Below are 16531 nucleotides of genomic sequence, written 5' to 3'. Positions count from 1 at the left end.
TCGGCACCCCTACACGGCGAGCCAGACCGCCCGGTCCGGTGCCAGCAGGCCGTCCTCCAGTGGGCCGCTGGACAGGAGTACCGACGTGTGGTCGGGCAGGTGGCAGGGCTCGGGTGACAGGTTGACGACGCACACGAATCCGGGGTCACGGCTGAAGGACAGGACTCCGGCCGGGGCGTCCAGCCAGGTCAAGTGGCCCTCGCCCAGGGCGGGATGTTCGCGGCGCAGACGCAGCGCGGCGCGGTACAGCTCCAGCATCGAGCCCGCGTCCCCGCTCTGCGCCGCCACGCTCAGGTCCGCCCACGCCTGCGGCTGCGGAAGCCACGGCTCGGCCCGTGCACCCTGCGCGCTGAAGCCGTACGGCGCACTCCGCCCCGACCAAGGGATCGGCACCCGGCAGCCGTCCCGCCCCCGGTCGGTGTGCCCGGACCGCTCCCAGACAGGGTCCTGCAGCACTGTCTCGGGCAGGTCCTCGACCTCCGGCAGACCCAGCTCCTCGCCCTGATAGACGTACGCCCCGCCGGGCAGCGCCAGCATCAGCAGGGCGGCGGCCCGGGCCCGCCGGGTGCCCAGCTCCAGGTCCAGGGGACCCTCGGGGCGGTAGGGCTCGTTCGCCACCCAGCGCCGGGCGACCTTGCGGCCGTAGCGGCTGGGATGGCGTACGACGTCGTGGTTGGAGAGGACCCAGGTCGCGGGCGCGCCCACCGCGCCGAGCATCGCGAGGGAGTCGTCGATGACCGCGCGGAGGTCCTTCGCGTCCCAACTGGACATCAGGAAGTCGAAGTTGAAGGCCGTGTGCAGCCCGTCCCGGCGGACGTAGGCGGCCAGCCGTTCCGGAGTGTCCGCCCACGCCTCGGCGACGAACGACCGGTCGCCGGGGAACTCGTCGGCCACCCGGCGCCAGGCACGGTAGATGTCGTGGACCTCGTCGCGGTCCCAGTGCGGATGGTCGAGATGTCGGCGGGGCTGCTCGGCCGCCGTCTCCTCGTGGGGCGGCAGATCGGGCAGTTCGGGGTGCTTGATCAGGCCGTGCGCCACGTCGATGCGGAAGCCGTCCACGCCCCGGGCGAACCAGAACCGCAGGATCGACTCGAACTCCGCCCGCACTTCCGGGTGTTGCCAGTTCAGGTCCGGCTGCTCGGGTGCGAACAGGTGCAGGTACCACTCCCCGTCGGGCAGCCGGGTCCAGGCCGGGCCGCCGAAGCAGGACACCCAGTCGTTGGGCGGCTCGGCCCCGTCCGCACCGCGCCCGGGCCGGAAGACGTACCGCTCTCGCTCCGGGCTGCCCGGCCCCGCCGCCAACGCGGCCCGGAACCAGGCGTGTTGGTCGGACGTGTGGTTCGGCACGATGTCCGGGATCACGCGGATGCCGTGGCCGTGCGCCTCCTCGATCAGCCGCTCCGCCTCCTCGACCGTGCCGAACAGCGGGTCGATCTCCCGGAAGTCGGCGACGTCGTAACCGTGGTCCGCCATCGGCGACTTGTACCAGGGGTTGATCCAGACGGCGTCGACGCCCAGCGACGCGAGGTACGGCAGCCGGGAGCGGAGTCCGGCGATGTCACCGACGCCGTCGCCGTTCCCGTCGGCGAAACTGCGGATGTAGACCTGGTAGATGACGGCGTCGCGCCACCAGGGCGCCGGGCTGTTGGACATAGGGGCGCTTACTCCTCACCTGTGACAACGCTTGCAAGCTTGGAGCCTCGCCCGGGACACCGTCAATGAGGCATGCACCGGCATCCCCGTGACAGCGCTGCCACGACCCCCGCACACCCGTGCTAGCGTCCGCGCATGTCACCAGCTCAACGGCACCCCACGATGGCCGATGTCGCCGAACGGGCCGGGGTCTCCGCGTCCACCGTCTCGCGCACTCTGCGCGGATTCGCGAACGTGTCGCCTGCTGTCCGGTCGCGGGTCGAACTGGCCGCCCGGGAGCTGGACTTCGCCGTCTCCCGGCATGCGTCGAGCCTCGTGACCGGCAGGACCGGCGTCGTCGCCGTCCTTGTGCCCACCCTGAACTCCTGGTTCATGGGCTCGGCGCTGTCCAGCCTGGGCCCGCTGCTGCGCGCCGCCGACATGCAGCTGGCGGTCTACGTGATACCCGATCTGGCCGAACGCGCCGCGTTCTTCGAGCGGTTGCCCGCCCGGCGCAACGCCGACGCGCTGCTGGTGTTCTCCTTCGACCTCACCGAGGAGGAGAGCGCACGGCTCGACGACCTCGGCATGCCCGTCGTCTACGTCAGCCAACACGCCGACGGGCGGCCGAGCGTGTACGTCGACGACGTCGCCGGGGCCAGGCACGGCACCCGGCACCTGCTCAACCTCGGGCACCGGCGGATCGCCTTCCTGCAGACGGCGGGCGCCACCGGCTTCGCCTTCAGCGCGCGCGAGCGGCTGCTCGGCCATCAGCAGGCGCTCACCGAGGCCGGCGTCCCCCTGGACGACTCCCTCGTCGTGGCCACCGAGACCGACGGCAAGCGCGGTGTCGCCGAGGCCCTCGGCAGGCTGCTGAGCCTGCGCGAGCCGCCGACCGCCGTCTTCGCCGAGCAGGACGAGCTGGCCGCAGACCTCGTGTGGACGCTGCGCCGGGCCAGGATCGAGGTGCCGGAACGCATGTCCGTGCTCGGCTTCGACGACCAGCCCGCGGCCGAGTGGTTCGACCTGTCCACGGTGGCCCAGTCGCCGTCGGAGATGGGCCGCGTGGCCGGCGAACTCGCCCTGGAACTGATCGACGACCCCGACGGCGACCACCACCGGCACGTCGTCCTGCCGACCCGTCTCATCCCGCGCGCCAGCACCGCCCCACCGCCCGCGCCCGAGAAAGATCCCTGCTGAGGGCTTTGGCAAGCCCCTCCGCTGTGCTTCGGCGCCCGCGTGTACGTCTGTGGCTACGGATCTCGAATGGTCCCCGGCGTCAGGGAGGCGTTCCGTACCCTGTTCCGGAAGCGCACGCCTGACGCCGACGGGCTGCTGCGGGAGGGGCGTTACGTCGAGGACGTGTACGCCGCGGGGTGGCACGACGGAGGGGGCGGGGCGTTGGTGGACTCCTGGGAATGGGCCCGACGGGTGCTGGAAGGCGCGGGCCTGGACCCCGACCTGCTCGCCGGGCTCCGGCCGCTGAGCGGCGGCACGTACAACACCGTCGAGGAACTCCTCCTCACCGACGGCACGCGTTACGTCCTCAAGGTCCCGCCCGCGTCCACCGTCCCGGGCATGCGCTACGAGCGCGGACTCCTCACCGCCGAGGCGGAGTTCTACCGCGCGGCCACCGTGGCCGGGGTCCGGGCGCCGCGCCTCGTGGCCGTCGGCGAGGACCCCGCCGTACCGCACCTGCTCATGACGGCCTGCCCCGGCGACCCCTGGGACGGAACGGTCGCCGAACCCGAACGGGCTTTACTACGCAGGGAGTTGGGCCGTCAGGTGGCCCGGCTGCACACGGTGACCGGGCCGGGCTTCGGCTATCCCTCCGGCGCCCTCGGGCCGCTCGCCCCCGACTGGCGGACCGCGTTCACGGGCATGGTCGAGGCCGTCCTGGACGACGCCCTGGACTACGGAGCCCGGCTGCCCCGCTCCGTCGACGAGGTGGCGCGTGCACTCCGGCTCGGCTACTCAGCGCTCGACGAGGTCACGACCCCCGCGCTGGTCCACTTCGACCTGTGGGACGGGAACATCCTGCTGGAGCGTCCGGCGGGGGAGGAGCCCCGGATCGGCGGGCTCATCGACGGGGAGCGGATGTTCTGGGGCGACCCCCTCGCGGACTTCGTCTCCCTCGCTCTGCCGGCCGACATCAGGAAGGACGAGGCGTTCCTCGCGGGCTACCGGGAGGCGGGCGGCCGGGCCGACTTCGACGTCCCGGCGCGGGTGCGCCTGGCCCTCTACCGGGCCTACCTCTACCTGATCATGCTCACCGAGACGGTTCCCCGCGCGGTCGACCAGGAGCACGAGCGCTGGGTCCAGGCGGTGGTCGCACCGGAGCTCGTCATCGCCCTGGAAGAGGCCGAGGAGCTGACCGCGTCTTAGCTCACATCATGAACTAAGGGTTGGAGGAATGTCGCGCCGGACCTGCGGTCGGAGGTATGTTGCAGGTCGAACAGGGTGCGAAGGGAGCCACATGGCAGGGCGGAACGGGCGCACGGTGCGCGACCTCAGGCGGGCCAACCGCACGGCCGTGCTGCAGCGGCTCTACTTCGACGGACCCCTCAGCCGCTTCGAGCTCGGCCCGGCGACCGGGCTGAGCTCCGGCTCGGTCAGCAATGTCGTCGCGGACCTGGTCGCCGACGGCCTGGTCGAGGAGGCCGGCAGCGTCGACTCCGACGGCGGCCGGCCCCGGACCCTGCTGCGGGTCGCGCCGGGCAGCGGGCACATGATCGGCGTCGACGTCGGCGAGACCCGGGTCCGCGTCGAGCTGTTCGACCTCACGCTGACGGAACTCGCCCGCGCCGAACGGCCGTTGGAGCAGCAGCGGTACGAGGTCGAGGTGATCGTCGGGCACATCCGCGACGGCATCGACGAGGTGCTGGCGGGTGCGGGTGTCCCCGCGGATCAGCTGCTCGGCGTCGGCATCGGCGTTCCGGGGATCGTCGAGTACACGCCGGACCGGGGTGCTGTCGTACACGGGCAGACGATCGGGTGGGACGCGGTCCCGCTGGAGAGCCTGCTGCGGACGACGTCCCAACTTCCGGATTCTGTGCGGTACTTCATCGACAACGGTGCGAAGACCCTGGGGCAGGCCGAGATGTGGTTCGGCGGTGGACGGGGTGCGCGCAACGCGATCGTCGTCCTCTTCGGCTCGGGTGTCGGGGCGTGTCTGGTGACGCCCGAGGTGGAGCACGGGCGGGCGGTCGAGTGGGGGCATCTGACGGTACGGGTCAGGGGGCGGCGGTGCCGGTGCGGTGCGCTCGGGTGTCTGGAGGCGTACGCCGGGGCGGAGTCGCTGCTCGACCGGTGGCGTGAGGAGGGCGGGCGGCCGCCGGAAGGGACGGACGAGGAGACGGCGCTCACGGCGATGCTCGCCGCGGCGTATCCCTCCGGGGGGTCGGCCGATGCTGCCGATGCTGTGGCGCTGTCGGTGTTGGAGGAGACCGCCGAGTATCTGGGGGCGGGGCTGTCCGACCTGATCAATCTGTTCCAGCCCGAGCGGATTCTCATCGGGGGGTGGGCGGGGCTTCAGCTGGGGGCGCGGTTCCTGCCGGCGGTGCGGCGGCATGCGGCGTCGTATGCGCTGCGGTATCCGGCGGAGAAGGTGGCTATCGAGCTGGGGCGGTTGGGGTCGGATGCGGTGACTGTCGGGGCGGCGATCTTGCCGCTTGCGGACTTTTTTGCCCGTGGGGGGCGGCGGCCCGAGCCTGTGCCGGAGGGGCCGGCGCCGGCTTGGCAGACGGCGTTGGAGGAACGGGCTCCGCATTAGTCATCAGCGGCGGATTGTGGTTTGGCGGGTGCGGGCCGGTGGGGGCTGGTCGCGCAGTTCCCCGCGCCCCTTAGGGGCGCGCTGCCCTGCTGTCGGCTCCAAAAGGACTCCAGGTTTCAGTCGTCCCCGCCAGAGGTACTCGCGTGTCGCTCGTCGACGTGAAGGGAGTTCCTCGTGGCTGATCGGCGCGAGACGGGGGCCGACGGGGAGCCCGTGCCCAGGGATCTGCCGGATCAGCAGGTGCGGGACGGCGAGGATCCCTTGGACATCCCCGTTCCCGATGAGGACGCGGACGAGTCGGGTGCCCCGGTGCCCGACACCGACGAGGCCGGCACCGGGCGGCAGGGTGGACCCCGCTCCGCCACCGTCCATCCCGAGCACCCCGACCCCGACGAGTCCTCCGCCTGACCGGCACAGGGAGCCCAGCATGGGTATGGCCGACCGGGTCCGTTCCTGGCCCGTCTACCGTCAGCTCACCGGCAGCGACCGCACGGGGCGGGGGAGCGCGGCGAAATCCTCGTACACGGAGAATCTGCGGCCGCGCACCGACCGCGCGCAACGCGTCGTCCAGTCCGTCTGCCCGTACTGCGCGGTGGGGTGCGGGCAGCAGGTGTACGTCCAGGACGACAAGGTCGTCCAGATCGAAGGGGATCCCGCCTCTCCAGTGAGCCGAGGGCGGTTGTGTCCCAAGGGGTCGGCCACGCTGGAGCTGACCAGCGGGCCCGCCCGTGAGCACCAGGTGCTGTACCGGCGTCCGCACGGGTCGGACTGGGAGCCGCTCGATCTGGAGACGGCCATGGACATGGTCGCCGAGCGGGTGATCCGGACCCGGCGCGAGACCTGGGAGTGGGAGTGGGACGGACTGCGCACCGCCCGCACCATGGGCATCGCCAGCCTCGGCGGTGCCACCCTCGACAACGAGGAGAACTACCTCATCAAGAAGCTGCTGACCGGCCTCGGTGTGGTCCAGGTGGAGAACCAGGCGCGGGTCTGCCACTCCTCGACCGTCGCCGGGCTCGGTACGTCGTTCGGGCGCGGCGGGGCCACCACCTTCATGCAGGACCTCCAGCACTCCGACTGCATCGTCATCGAGGGTTCCAACTTCGCCGAGTGCCATCCCGTCGGCTTCCAGTGGGTCATGGAGGCCAAGAAGCGCGGGGCCACGATCATCGACGTCGACCCGCGCTACAACCGCACCAGCGCCCTCGCCGACCTGTACGTGCCGATCCGCGCGGGCACCGACATCGCCTTCCTCGGCGGGATCATCAACCATGTCCTGAGCGAGGAGAAGGACTTCCGTGAGTACGTCCTCAACTACACCAACGCGGCGACCCTGGTGAGTGAGGACTTCCGGGACACCGAGGATCTCGACGGTGTGTTCTCCGGGCTGGACGAGGAGAAGGCGCACTACGACCCGCACAGCTGGCAGTACGAGGGGGTCGAGGTCCAGCAACCGGCCGGTGAGGCCGACGAGTTGTACGAGGAGCGCACCCGGAAGTCCGCGGGTGCCGAGGCGCACGGATCCGGCGGCGCCCGGACCGGCCACCGCGCCCCCACCGACGAGACGCTCCAACACCCGCGCTGCGTCTACCAGATCCTCAAGCGCCACTACGCCCGCTACACCCCGGAACTGGTCGAGGACGTCTGCGGCATCCCGCGCGATACCTTCCGGCGCGTCTGCGAGGAACTGACCGCCAACTCCGGCCCCGAGCGCACCAGCGCCTTCTGCTACGCCGTCGGCTGGACCCAGCACACCACCGGCGCCCAGTTCATCCGCGCGGCGTGCATCCTCCAACTGCTGCTCGGGAACATCGGCCGCACCGGCGGCGGCATCCAGGCCCTGCGCGGCCACGCCTCCATCCAGGGCTCCAGCGACATCCCCACCCTCTTCAACCTGCTGCCCGGCTACATCCCGATGCCGCACGCCCACACCGACATGAACCTCGACAACTTCATCCAGGCCAGCCGCACGGTGAAGGGCTTCTGGTCCGGCATGCGCGCGTACGTCGTCAGTTTGCTGAAGGCCTACTACGGCGATGCCGCCACCGCCGACAACGACTTCTGCTTCGACCACCTCCCGCGCCTCACCGGCTCCCACTCCACCTACGACACGGTGATGGCCCAGCTCGACGGCGACTGCAAGGGCTACTTCCTGCTCGGCGAGAACCCGGCCGTCGGCTCCGCAAACACCCGGCTGCAGCGCCTCGGCATGGCCAACCTGGAGTGGCTGGTCGTCCGGGACTTCTCCCTGATCGAGTCGGCGACCTGGTGGAAGGACGGCCCCGAGATCGAGACCGGCGAGCTGCGCACCGAGGACATCGGCACCGAGGTGTTCTTCTTCCCGGCCGCCGCCCACACCGAGAAGTCCGGCTCCTTCACCAACACCAACCGCTGGGTGCAGTGGCACTACCAGGCCGTCGAACCCGAGGGCGACGCCCGCAGCGACCTGTGGTTCATGTACCACCTGGGCCGCCGCATCAAGGAGCGGCTGGCCGCCTCCACCGACCCCATGGACCGCCCGGTTCAGGACCTGGCCTGGGACTACCCGGTCAGCGGGGAGCTGGCCGAACCCGTCGCCGACGCCGTGCTCGCCGAGATCAGCGGCCACGGCCCCGAGGGAGGTCCCCTCGGCGCGTACACCGAACTAAAGGAGGACGGCTCCACGCGCTGCGGCTGCTGGATCTACTGCGGTGTCTACGCCGACGGCGTCAACCAGGCCGCCCGCAAGAAACCCGGCTGGGAACAGGACTGGGTGGCCGCCGAATGGGCCTGGGCCTGGCCCGCCAACCGCCGCATCCTCTACAACCGGGCCTCCGCCGCCCCCGACGGCACGCCATGGAGCGAACGCAAGAAGTACGTGTGGTGGGACGGCGAGGCCGGCAGGTGGACCGGCCGCGACGTGCCCGACTTCGTGCCGGATCTGGCACCGGACCATGTGCCCGACGAGGACGCCGAGGGCGTGGAAGCGCTGCGTGGCGACGACCCGTTCATCATGCAGGCCGACGGCAAGGGCTGGCTCTACACCCCGGCCGGCCTGGAGGACGGCCCGCTGCCCACGCACTACGAGCCCCAGGACTCCCCGTTCCCCAACGCCCTCCACCCCTCGACACCGCGCAGCCCGGTACGCCAGCTGCTGCCCCGCGAGGGCAACCGCTACCACCCCAGCGGCGACGAGAAGGGCGCCGACGTCTTCCCGTACGTCGTCACCACGCACCGCCTCACCGAGCACTTCACGGCGGGCGGCATGAGCCGCTGGTCGAACCATCTCTCCGAGCTGCAACCGGAGTTCTTCTGCGAGGTCTCGCCCGCGCTGGCCCGTGAACGCGGGCTGGAGAACGGCGGCTGGGCCACCGTCGTCACCGCACGCAACGCCGTCGAGGCACGGGTGCTGGTGACCGACCGCATCCGCCCGCTGCGCGTGCAGGGCCGCACCGTCCACCAGATCGGCCTGCCCTTCCACTGGGGGCCCAACGGCGTCGCGACCGGCGACGCGGCCAACGAGCTGACGTCCATCGCCCTCGACCCCAACGCCCACATCCAGGAGGACAAGGCCCTCACCGCCGACATCCTCCCGGGCCGCCGGCCGCGCGGACCGGACCTGCCGAAGCTGGTCGCCGAGTACCGCAGGCGGGCCGGCATCACCCCGGACACCGGACGGGAGGTGCGCAAGTGAGCGAGGAACGCGTCGGCTTCTTCACCGACACCTCCGTCTGCATCGGCTGCAAGGCCTGCGAGGTGGCGTGCAAGGAGTGGAACGCCATCCCCGAGGACGGCCTTTCGCTCAGCGCCATGTCGTACGACAACACGCAGGCCCTCGGCGCCTCGACCTGGCGGCACGTCGCCTTCGTCGAGCAGCCGAAGCCGGAAGGGCGCACCCAACTACCGCTCGCCGACGAGGAGTCGGGCGACGGCGAGATGCGGTGGCTGATGTCCTCGGACGTCTGCAAGCACTGCACCCACGCCGCCTGCCTCGACGTCTGCCCGACCGGCTCGCTCTTCCGCACCGAGTTCGGCACGGTCGTCGTCCAGGAGGACATCTGCAACGGCTGCGGGTACTGCGTGCCCGCCTGCCCGTACGGCGTCATCGAGCAACGCCCGCACGACGGACGGGCGTTCAAGTGCACGCTGTGCTACGACCGCCTCGGCGCCGGACAGGAACCGGCCTGCGCCAAGGCCTGCCCCACCGAGTCCATCCAGTACGGCCCCCTCGACGAACTCCGCGAGCGGGCCGCGCTGCGCGTGGACCAGCTGCACGAGGCGGGGTCCACCGAGGCCCGCCTCTACGGCGCCGACCCGGACGACGGCGTGGGCGGCGACGGCGCGTTCTTCCTGCTCCTAGACCGCCCCGAGGTGTACGGCCTGCCACCCGATCCCGTCGTCACGACCCGGGACCTGCCGACGATGTGGAAGCACGCGGGCGTGGCGGCGCTGTCCGTGCTGGGCGGCCTCGCGGCGTGCTTCGCCGTCTCGGGACGGCCGGGAAGGGGACCGCGATGAGCATCACGGAACGCGCGGGGCGCAGGCGCCGGCGTGGCGAGCAGCCGATGGTGCCGAGGGCCGAGTTCGAGTCGTACTACGGCCGCCCGGTCATCAAGGCGCCGTCCTGGGCCGCTCCGGACATCGCCGGCTACTTCTTCCTCGGCGGCCTCGCGGGCGCCGGGTCCGTCCTCGCGGCGGGCGCCCAGCTGACCGGTCGCACCACCACCGCCACCGCCCTGAAGGTGTCCTCACTGACCGCGGTCTCCCTCTCAGCCGCCGCACTCGTCCACGACCTCGGCAGGCCCGCCCGCTTCGCCAACATGCTGCGCGTCTTCAAACCGACCTCGCCGATGAGCATGGGTTCCTGGCTGCTCTCGGTGTACGGGCCCGCGGCGGGTGCGGCCGCCGCGAGCGCCGTCACGGGCCGGTTGCCGCGGCTCGGGGGAGCGGCAACCGGCGCGGCGGCGGTGCTGGGCCCGGCGGTGGCCACGTACACGGGTGTCCTGGCCGCCGACACCGCCGTACCGGCCTGGCACGGCGCCCACCGCGAACTGCCCTACCTCTTCGGCGCCTCGGCCACGGCTGCGGCGGCCGGCATGGCCCTCGTCACCGGCCCCGCCCACGAGAACACACCCGCGCGCTGCGCCGCCGGGCTGGCCGCAGTGGCCGACGCGGCGGCGGAGAAGGCGGCGGAACGGCGGCTGGGTATGGTCGCGGAGACCTGGCGGGAGGGCAGGGCGGGCGCGCTGCTGCGGACCGCACGCGTCCTCACCGCCGCGGGCGCCCTGGGAGCCGCCGCCTTCGGCGGACGCCGGGCCCCGGCCGTGGCCTCCGGCCTGGCCCTGCTCGCCGGCTCGGCCTGCACCCGCTTCGGCGTGTTCGCGGCGGGGATGGCCTCGGCGGAGGACCCGAAGTACACCGTGGTGCCGCAGCGGGAGCGGCTGGACACCCAGGCCGAGTAGGTCCAGGTGATCTCAGCCGACCTTGCGCCCCCGCATCGGCTCCGTGCTGGCGCCTTCCCCACGCTGCAGCCCCTGCAGGAACTCCTCCAGCACCTCCGTCGCCGTGTGCTGCGGCTGCCAGCCCAGTTCGGTGTGCGCGCGTGTGCAGTCCATCAGCGGCAGGCGCAGGACCGCGTCGAAGAGGTGGGGCGAGGCGGGCAGCAGGTGCAGGCCCCACGCGGCGGCGATCGCGGAGCGGGCCGCGGCCCGGGGGAGCCGGATCGGCCGGTTGCCCAGCATCTCGGCGAGCATTTCGGCGTTGACCGGAGGCTCGGCGGCCAGGTTGAACGCGCCGCGGGCCTCGCCGGCGAGTGCGTGGACGTACGCGTCGGCCGCGTCGTCGGTGTGCAGCGCCTGGACCCGCAGGCCGGGGATGTCAGGCAGGAACGGCAGCAGTTCCGGACGCGCCAGCGGCCCCGGCAGGAAGCGCCCGCCGAAGATCCGGCGCTGCTCGCTCGCCGACTCCCGCTTGAACAGGAACGCCGGCCGCATCCGCACCACCCGCACCTCGGGATGCTCCCGCTCGAAGATGTCCAGGGTCCGCTCCAGATACGCCTTCTCCCGGCAGTACGCTGCGTCCGGCCAGCCGTGCGTCGGCCACGACTCGTCGACAGGACGGCCCTTCGGCCCCGGCGAGTACGCGCCGACCGACGAGGCGTGCACCAGCGTCGGCACACCGGCCGCCGCCACCGCGTCGAACACCCGGATGCCGCCGAGCACGTTGGTGCGCCAGGTGGCCGCGGGATCGTGCGTGGGCTGGAACGCCCACGCCAGATGCACCACCGCGTCGGCGTCCGTGAACTCCTTGACCAGGTCCGCGCGTTCGGACCCGAGGTCGACCTGCGACCAGTCCGTCCGCGGCGGCGACCACTCCGGGATCCGGCGGGCCAGCCCCAGCACGGAGCCGACGTCCGAGTCCTCGGCGAGGGCGCGCACCACACTGGTCCCCACGTTGCCGGTGGCACCCGTGACCACGATCCTGCTGCCCGTCATGCCGCTCACGTCAGCCTCCCTTCCGAGGGGAGTGACCGGGTACCCGGCCGGGGCGGAATTCACGACGCGGGAGGCGATGGATCCCCGGACGGCCGGAGATGATCGGCACATGACCGAGATCATCCTGATGTCCGACGCCCGGGTGGCGGCCGTACCGGTGCAGGAGACCGGCGACCCCCTCGTCGACGTACGCGACTCGCTCCTGATCGACGACCGCAAGCACGAGGACTCCCACGGCGCCGAGCACCACCTCCGCCGCGGCGTCCTGGAACGCCTCCTGACCGCCCAGTCCCTGCTGCCCGACGGCCTGCGGCTGCTCTTCGTGGAGGGATACCGGCCACCGGCCCTGCAGCGGCTCTACTTCGAGCGGTACGCCGACGAACTGCGGGCCGCGCACCCCGACTGGCCCGCCGACCGCATCCGTACCGCCGCCAGCCGCTATGTCTCCCCACCCGAGATCGCCCCGCACAGCGCGGGCGCGGCCGTCGATCTGACCCTCGCCGACGCCGGCGGCCGTGAACTCGACCTGGGTACCGCCATGAACGCCAGTCCCGAGCAGAGCGACGGCGCCTGCTACACCGGGGCCGGGAACATCTCCGGTGAAGCGCGGGCCAACCGGGCGGTGCTCGGGGAGGCGCTCGGCTCGGCCGGGCTCGTCAACTACCCGACCGAGTGGTGGCATTGGTCGTACGGCGACCGGTACTGGGCCCTGATGACGGGGGCGCCCGCCGCGCTGTACGGGCCCAGGGAACTGGCCGGCTGCTAGGCGGCGAAGGCGTTCACGCCCGTCAGCTGTGCCGACAGGTCCCACAGGCGTGCCGCCTGCTCCGGGTCCGTCGCCCAGGACTTGACACCGCTGCGCTGGTCGCCGTCCACCGCGGGCTCGGCGATGTCGCAGTCCTCCAGATAGACGCCGCCGAGACCCTCCAGCTGCGGAGAGGTCGCCGCCCACACCTGCGTGGCCGCACCCTGCGGCGGGGTCTTGAAGCCCTCGGGGTTGAGGACGTTGCCGTCCTCGTCGATCCAGCCGCGCTCGACCATCTCCTCCTTGGGGATGTGCCGTTGGAGCGGAGTGATGATGCCGCCGGGGTGGAGGGAGAAGGCACGCACGCCGGCGTCGCGGCCGAGCCGGTCGAGGTGGACGGCGAACAGCACGTTGGCGGTCTTGGCCTGGCCGTACGCCTCCCACTTGTCGTAACCCCGCCGCCACTCGACGTCGTCCCAGCGGATGCCGGAGAAGTGGTGGCCGCGGGAGGAGACGGAGACGATCCGCGCGCCGCCCGGCTCGATCGCCGGCCACAGCCGGTTGACGAGGGCGAAGTGGCCGAGGTGGTTCGTGGCGAACTGGGCCTCCCAGCCGGGCCCGACCCGCGTCTCCGGGCACGCCATGATCCCGGCGCTGTTGATGAGGATGTCCACGGTCCGCCCGGAGGCGAGGAACCGCTCGGCGAACCCGCGCACGCTCTCCAGGTCGCCGAGGTCCAGCTCGTCGATCTCCACGCGGTCGAGGTCGGCCAGCGCCTCCTCGGCGCTGGCCCGGCGCCGGGCCGGGACCACCACGTGGGCGCCCGCCTTGACGAGCGAGCGGGTGGTCTCCAGGCCGAGGCCCGAGTAGCCGCCGGTGACGATCGCGAGCTTCCCCGTGAGGTCGATGCCCGCCAGGACGTCGTCTGCGGTGCTGGTGGCGCCGAAACCGGATCCGATCTTGTGCTGTGCAGTGGTCATACCGGGAACGCTACGAATTGGAGTGCTCTCGAAGTCAAGCGCGGCCGAGCGCGATCCGCGGCCGGACAGAGGAAAGCCCCGACCGGACGGGGGAATCACGGTCGGGGCGGTCAAGGGTGGGCGCGGATGGCGGTCGCCTCTCGGCGAAAGGCTCCACAGGGCTTCAGCCGAACGATCGTCCCTGTGGGCAAAAGGTGAGGCCCGGGGACACTGTCCCATCCGCACCCACGGCTGGTTCAACGGCGAACCACCCGCCGGTGTTCCAGCACCCGCCCACGGAGCGTGGTGATGTGCGTCACTCCCTGTGAGCCCAGGTCAGCAGCCGCTCCAGCGGCCAGGTGGTCACCACACGCTCGGCGGGCACCCCGCACTCCTCCGCGCGGGCACAGCCGTACACCTGCCAGTCCAGCTGGCCCGGCGCGTGCGCGTCCGTGTCGATCGAGAACAGCACGCCCGCCTCCACCGCCCGCCGCAGCAGCCGGCGGGGCGGATCGAGCCGCTCGGGCCGGCTGTTTATCTCCAGCGCCGTGCCGGTCTCGGCACACGCGGCGAACACCGCGTCCGCGTCGAACTCCGACTCCGGCCGCCCCCGCCCGGTCACCAGCCGCCCGGTGCAGTGACCGAGCACGTCCGCATGAGGATCGCGTACGGCGGCCACCATCCGCCGGGTCATCGAGCGGGCGTCCATGCGCAGCTTGGAGTGGACCGACACCACGACCACGTCGAGCTGTTCCAGCAGCTCCGGCTCCTGGTCGAGGGAGCCGTCGTCGAGGATGTCGCACTCGATGCCGGTCAGCAGCCGGAAGGGCGCCCAGGTCTCGTTGAGCCGCGCCACCACCTCCAGCTGCTCGCGCAGCCGTCCGGGGGACAGGCCGCGGGCCACGGTCAGCCGGGGCGAGTGATCGGTCAGCACCGCCCACTCGTGTCCGAGCGCCGCCGCGGCCCGGCCCATCTCCTCGATCGGGCTGCCGCCGTCCGACCAGTCCGAGTGCAGATGACAGTCGCCGCGCAGCAGCGCCCGCAGCCGCTCACCGCCCTCGGGCAACGTGGCCGCGGGCTCGGCCTCCAGCTTCTCCAGGTAACCCGGCACCCGCCCGTCCAGCGCCTCCCGGACGACCTGTGCCGTCTTCGGGCCGATGCCCTTGAGCGACTCCAGCGACCCGTCGGCGGCCCGCTCGCGCACCTCCGCCTCGGGCAGGGAGGCGAGCACCCTGGACGCCGTGCGGAAGGCGCGGACGCGGTACGTCGGCGCCAGCGTGCGCTCCAGGAGGAAGGCGATCCGGTCCAGAGCCTCGACGGGATCCATCGAGACCTCCTTTCTGGACGAATCGGGAGATTCGCGAGCGCGGATTGCGTTCTACGCTCTATTGCATGACCGAAATCGCCAGCCCGCACATCTCCCATCCGCGGATCATGGTGCTGGGGGTCCAGCCCGGTACACCGCCCTTCCGGATCGTCGAGATCGACGGTGTCGTGGTCGGTGAGGCCAAGACCGTCACCGACGTCCTGGCGGCGGCCGCCGCCTTCGGAGTACCCATCCACGACATGGACGACCCGGACGTGGTGCGCTGGGTCGGCGGCGACAAGTACACCTGGAAGCTGCACTGACCGGTCCGGTCAGCCGACCGTCCACTTCTGGTTGGCGCCGCCCGAGCAGGTCCACAGCTGGAGCCGGGTGCCGTTGGCCGAGCTGTTGCCGGTCGCGTCCAGGCACTTGTCGGCCTGCGGGTTGACGATGTCGTGCGCCGCGGTGACCGTCCACTTCTGGTTCGGACCGCCGGTGCAGTCCCACAGCTGGGCCGGCGTGCCGTCGGCGGTGCCGTTGCCGGTGGCGTCCAGGCACTTGCCGAGCGCGCGCAGGGTGCCGTCCGAGCCGGTCGTCCACTGCTGGGCGGCGGTGCCGTTGCAGTCGTAGAGCTGTACGGGGGTCCCGTTGGCGGGGTTCGCCCCTGCCACGTCCACGCACTTGCCGCCCAGGCCCCTGATCGCCGCCCCGGCCGCGGTGTCACCCGTGGTGACCGACACCGAGTCCACCACCAGCTGCTGCGGGAAGGCCGTGGAGCCGTCCGGGTCGCCGGGCCAGTAGCCGCCCACCGCCAGGTTCAGGATGAGGAAGAACGGCTTGTTGAACACCCAGGTCTTCCCGCCCAGGTCGGCGGGCGTGCGCCGCTGGTAGACGTTGCCGTCCACCGACCAGGTGATCGAGTCCGGCGCCCAGTCCACCGCGAAGGTGTGGAAGGCGTCGGCGAAGGCCTGGCCGTTCGGGAGCGAGTAGGCGGCGCCTATGCCGCCCGAGCCCGAGTAACCGGGGCCGTGGATGGTGCCGTGCACCGTGGAGGGCTCGAAGCCGACGTTCTCCATGACGTCGATCTCGCCCGAGTCCGGCCAGTTGACCGGCGTGCCCAGCATCCAGAACGCCGGCCACATGCCCTGCCCGCGCGGGATCCTCATCCGCGCCTCGACATGCCCGTACTGAGCGTTGAACTTCCCGGAGGTGTTCAGCCGCGCCGAGGTGTACTGGCAAGTGCCGTACCAGCACTGGTAGTTGGCCGGGTTCTCCTTCCGGGCGGTGATCACCAGGTGCCCCTGGCCGTCCAGGGCCGCGTTCTTGTTGCCCGAGGTGTAGTACTGCCGCTCGTGGTTGTTGACGTTGTCGCCGGTCTCGATCTGCCACTTCGAGGAGTCGACCGCGGCCCCGGCGGGCCCGTCGAAGGTGTCCGAGAAGGCCACCGCGGCGGCGGCCTTCGCCGTCGGCGGATCCGCCTGCGCCGCACCGGTCGCGGCGAACGCGACCAGTACGGCGGACAGGGCGGCGAACAGACAGGTGCGCAGCAGCGCCCCGCGGTTGCAGTACTCCTCCCGGTCGACCGTCGGCGAGGGCTACTGCCTCCTCGCAGACGCCGGCGGTTTCGTCGACCCGCTCTACTCG

The 16531-nt window shown here is 71.8% G+C and carries 15 protein-coding genes; 10 read left to right on the top strand and 5 right to left on the bottom strand.

Going from position 1 to position 16531, the window contains the following annotated elements; translation table 11 throughout:
- Positions 1–9 precede the first annotated feature (9 nt).
- Entirely contained in the window at positions 10–1653 is a 1644-nt protein-coding gene (locus tag ABZ848_RS08365; protein ID WP_360827300.1) for a glycoside hydrolase family 13 protein, read from the bottom strand.
- A 135-nt stretch (positions 1654–1788) separates the two neighbouring features.
- Here ABZ848_RS08365 and ABZ848_RS08360 point away from each other — a divergent pair, with 135 nt between their 5' ends.
- From ABZ848_RS08360 to nrfD, 7 genes are all read left to right on the top strand, one after another.
- On the top strand, positions 1789–2832 hold the full coding sequence (locus ABZ848_RS08360) for a LacI family DNA-binding transcriptional regulator (protein WP_360827297.1): 1044 nt from the start codon (positions 1789–1791) through the stop codon (positions 2830–2832).
- Between the two features lie 201 nt (positions 2833–3033).
- Positions 3034–4017, top strand: a complete 984-nt coding sequence (locus ABZ848_RS08355; RefSeq protein ID WP_360828609.1) for an aminoglycoside phosphotransferase family protein — start codon at positions 3034–3036, stop codon at positions 4015–4017.
- A 91-nt stretch (positions 4018–4108) separates the two neighbouring features.
- Entirely contained in the window at positions 4109–5404 is a 1296-nt protein-coding gene (locus tag ABZ848_RS08350; protein ID WP_360827294.1) for an ROK family transcriptional regulator, read from the top strand.
- Positions 5405–5578: 174 nt separating this feature from the next.
- Positions 5579–5812, top strand: coding sequence for a hypothetical protein (locus ABZ848_RS08345; RefSeq protein WP_360827292.1), 234 nt, complete (start codon positions 5579–5581; stop codon positions 5810–5812).
- 19 nt (positions 5813–5831) lie between these two features.
- Positions 5832–9077, top strand: a complete 3246-nt coding sequence (fdh, locus tag ABZ848_RS08340) for a formate dehydrogenase (RefSeq protein ID WP_360827289.1) — start codon at positions 5832–5834, stop codon at positions 9075–9077.
- Entirely contained in the window at positions 9074–9901 is an 828-nt protein-coding gene (locus tag ABZ848_RS08335; protein ID WP_360827287.1) for a 4Fe-4S dicluster domain-containing protein, read from the top strand. The genes fdh and ABZ848_RS08335 overlap by 4 nt, the downstream gene beginning before the upstream one ends.
- The gene (gene nrfD / locus ABZ848_RS08330) at positions 9898–10845 is read left to right on the top strand and encodes an NrfD/PsrC family molybdoenzyme membrane anchor subunit (RefSeq protein ID WP_360827285.1); all 948 of its coding nucleotides are present in this window, start codon (positions 9898–9900) and stop codon (positions 10843–10845) included. Before ABZ848_RS08335 ends, nrfD begins: the two co-directional genes overlap by 4 nt.
- A gap of 12 nt (positions 10846–10857) precedes the next feature.
- On the opposite strand, the gene ABZ848_RS08325 is transcribed toward nrfD, so the two are convergent.
- Positions 10858–11886, bottom strand: a complete 1029-nt coding sequence (locus ABZ848_RS08325; RefSeq protein WP_360827282.1) for an SDR family oxidoreductase — start codon at positions 11884–11886, stop codon at positions 10858–10860.
- 100 nt (positions 11887–11986) lie between these two features.
- On the opposite strand from ABZ848_RS08325, the gene ABZ848_RS08320 reads away from it, so the two are divergent.
- A complete protein-coding gene (locus ABZ848_RS08320; protein WP_360827279.1) occupies positions 11987–12643 on the top strand; it encodes a M15 family metallopeptidase in 657 nt (218 codons plus the stop codon).
- On the opposite strand, the gene ABZ848_RS08315 is transcribed toward ABZ848_RS08320, so the two are convergent.
- Both ABZ848_RS08315 and ABZ848_RS08310 read right to left on the bottom strand, forming a co-directional pair.
- On the bottom strand, positions 12640–13602 hold the full coding sequence (locus tag ABZ848_RS08315) for an SDR family NAD(P)-dependent oxidoreductase (protein ID WP_360827276.1): 963 nt from the start codon (positions 13600–13602) through the stop codon (positions 12640–12642). The two genes, ABZ848_RS08320 and ABZ848_RS08315, sit on opposite strands and share 4 nt — an antisense overlap.
- Positions 13603–13897: 295 nt before the next feature.
- Positions 13898–14908 carry a PHP domain-containing protein gene (locus ABZ848_RS08310; protein WP_360827273.1) on the bottom strand — a complete coding sequence of 337 codons (1011 nt, stop codon included), beginning with the start codon at positions 14906–14908 and terminating at the stop codon, positions 13898–13900.
- Between the two features lie 65 nt (positions 14909–14973).
- On the opposite strand from ABZ848_RS08310, the gene ABZ848_RS08305 reads away from it, so the two are divergent.
- Positions 14974–15210 carry a hypothetical protein gene (locus tag ABZ848_RS08305; protein WP_242767464.1) on the top strand — a complete coding sequence of 79 codons (237 nt, stop codon included), beginning with the start codon at positions 14974–14976 and terminating at the stop codon, positions 15208–15210.
- Between the two features lie 9 nt (positions 15211–15219).
- Here ABZ848_RS08305 and ABZ848_RS08300 read toward each other — a convergent pair whose 3' ends face one another.
- Positions 15220–16422, bottom strand: coding sequence for a family 16 glycosylhydrolase (locus ABZ848_RS08300; RefSeq protein ID WP_360828606.1), 1203 nt, complete (start codon positions 16420–16422; stop codon positions 15220–15222).
- On the opposite strand from ABZ848_RS08300, the gene ABZ848_RS08295 reads away from it, so the two are divergent.
- On the top strand, positions 16316–16531 hold a 216-nt coding region (locus ABZ848_RS08295; protein ID WP_360827270.1), incomplete at its 3' end, for a hypothetical protein. The two genes, ABZ848_RS08300 and ABZ848_RS08295, sit on opposite strands and share 107 nt — an antisense overlap.

This window comes from Streptomyces sp. NPDC047081 (genome assembly GCF_040643775.1).
GTDB lineage: Bacteria > Actinomycetota > Actinomycetes > Streptomycetales > Streptomycetaceae > Streptomyces.
Note: the sequence above shows the minus strand (reverse complement) of the source record. Positions and strands in the feature narration are given on the sequence as shown.

Excerpts from the sequence above, each read along its gene's own strand:
- fdh (WP_360827289.1), top strand. The coding sequence starts at position 5,832 with ATGGGTATGGCCGACCGGGTCCGTTCCTGGCCCGTCTACCGTCAGCTC.
- ABZ848_RS08315 (WP_360827276.1), bottom strand. The coding sequence starts at position 13,602 with ATGACCACTGCACAGCACAAGATCGGATCCGGTTTCGGCGCCACCAGC.
- ABZ848_RS08350 (WP_360827294.1), top strand. The coding sequence starts at position 4,109 with ATGGCAGGGCGGAACGGGCGCACGGTGCGCGACCTCAGGCGGGCCAAC.
- ABZ848_RS08310 (WP_360827273.1), bottom strand. The coding sequence starts at position 14,908 with ATGGATCCCGTCGAGGCTCTGGACCGGATCGCCTTCCTCCTGGAGCGC.
- nrfD (WP_360827285.1), top strand. The coding sequence starts at position 9,898 with ATGAGCATCACGGAACGCGCGGGGCGCAGGCGCCGGCGTGGCGAGCAG.
- ABZ848_RS08305 (WP_242767464.1), top strand. The coding sequence starts at position 14,974 with ATGACCGAAATCGCCAGCCCGCACATCTCCCATCCGCGGATCATGGTG.
- ABZ848_RS08360 (WP_360827297.1), top strand. The coding sequence starts at position 1,789 with ATGTCACCAGCTCAACGGCACCCCACGATGGCCGATGTCGCCGAACGG.
- ABZ848_RS08320 (WP_360827279.1), top strand. The coding sequence starts at position 11,987 with ATGACCGAGATCATCCTGATGTCCGACGCCCGGGTGGCGGCCGTACCG.
- ABZ848_RS08365 (WP_360827300.1), bottom strand. The coding sequence starts at position 1,653 with ATGTCCAACAGCCCGGCGCCCTGGTGGCGCGACGCCGTCATCTACCAG.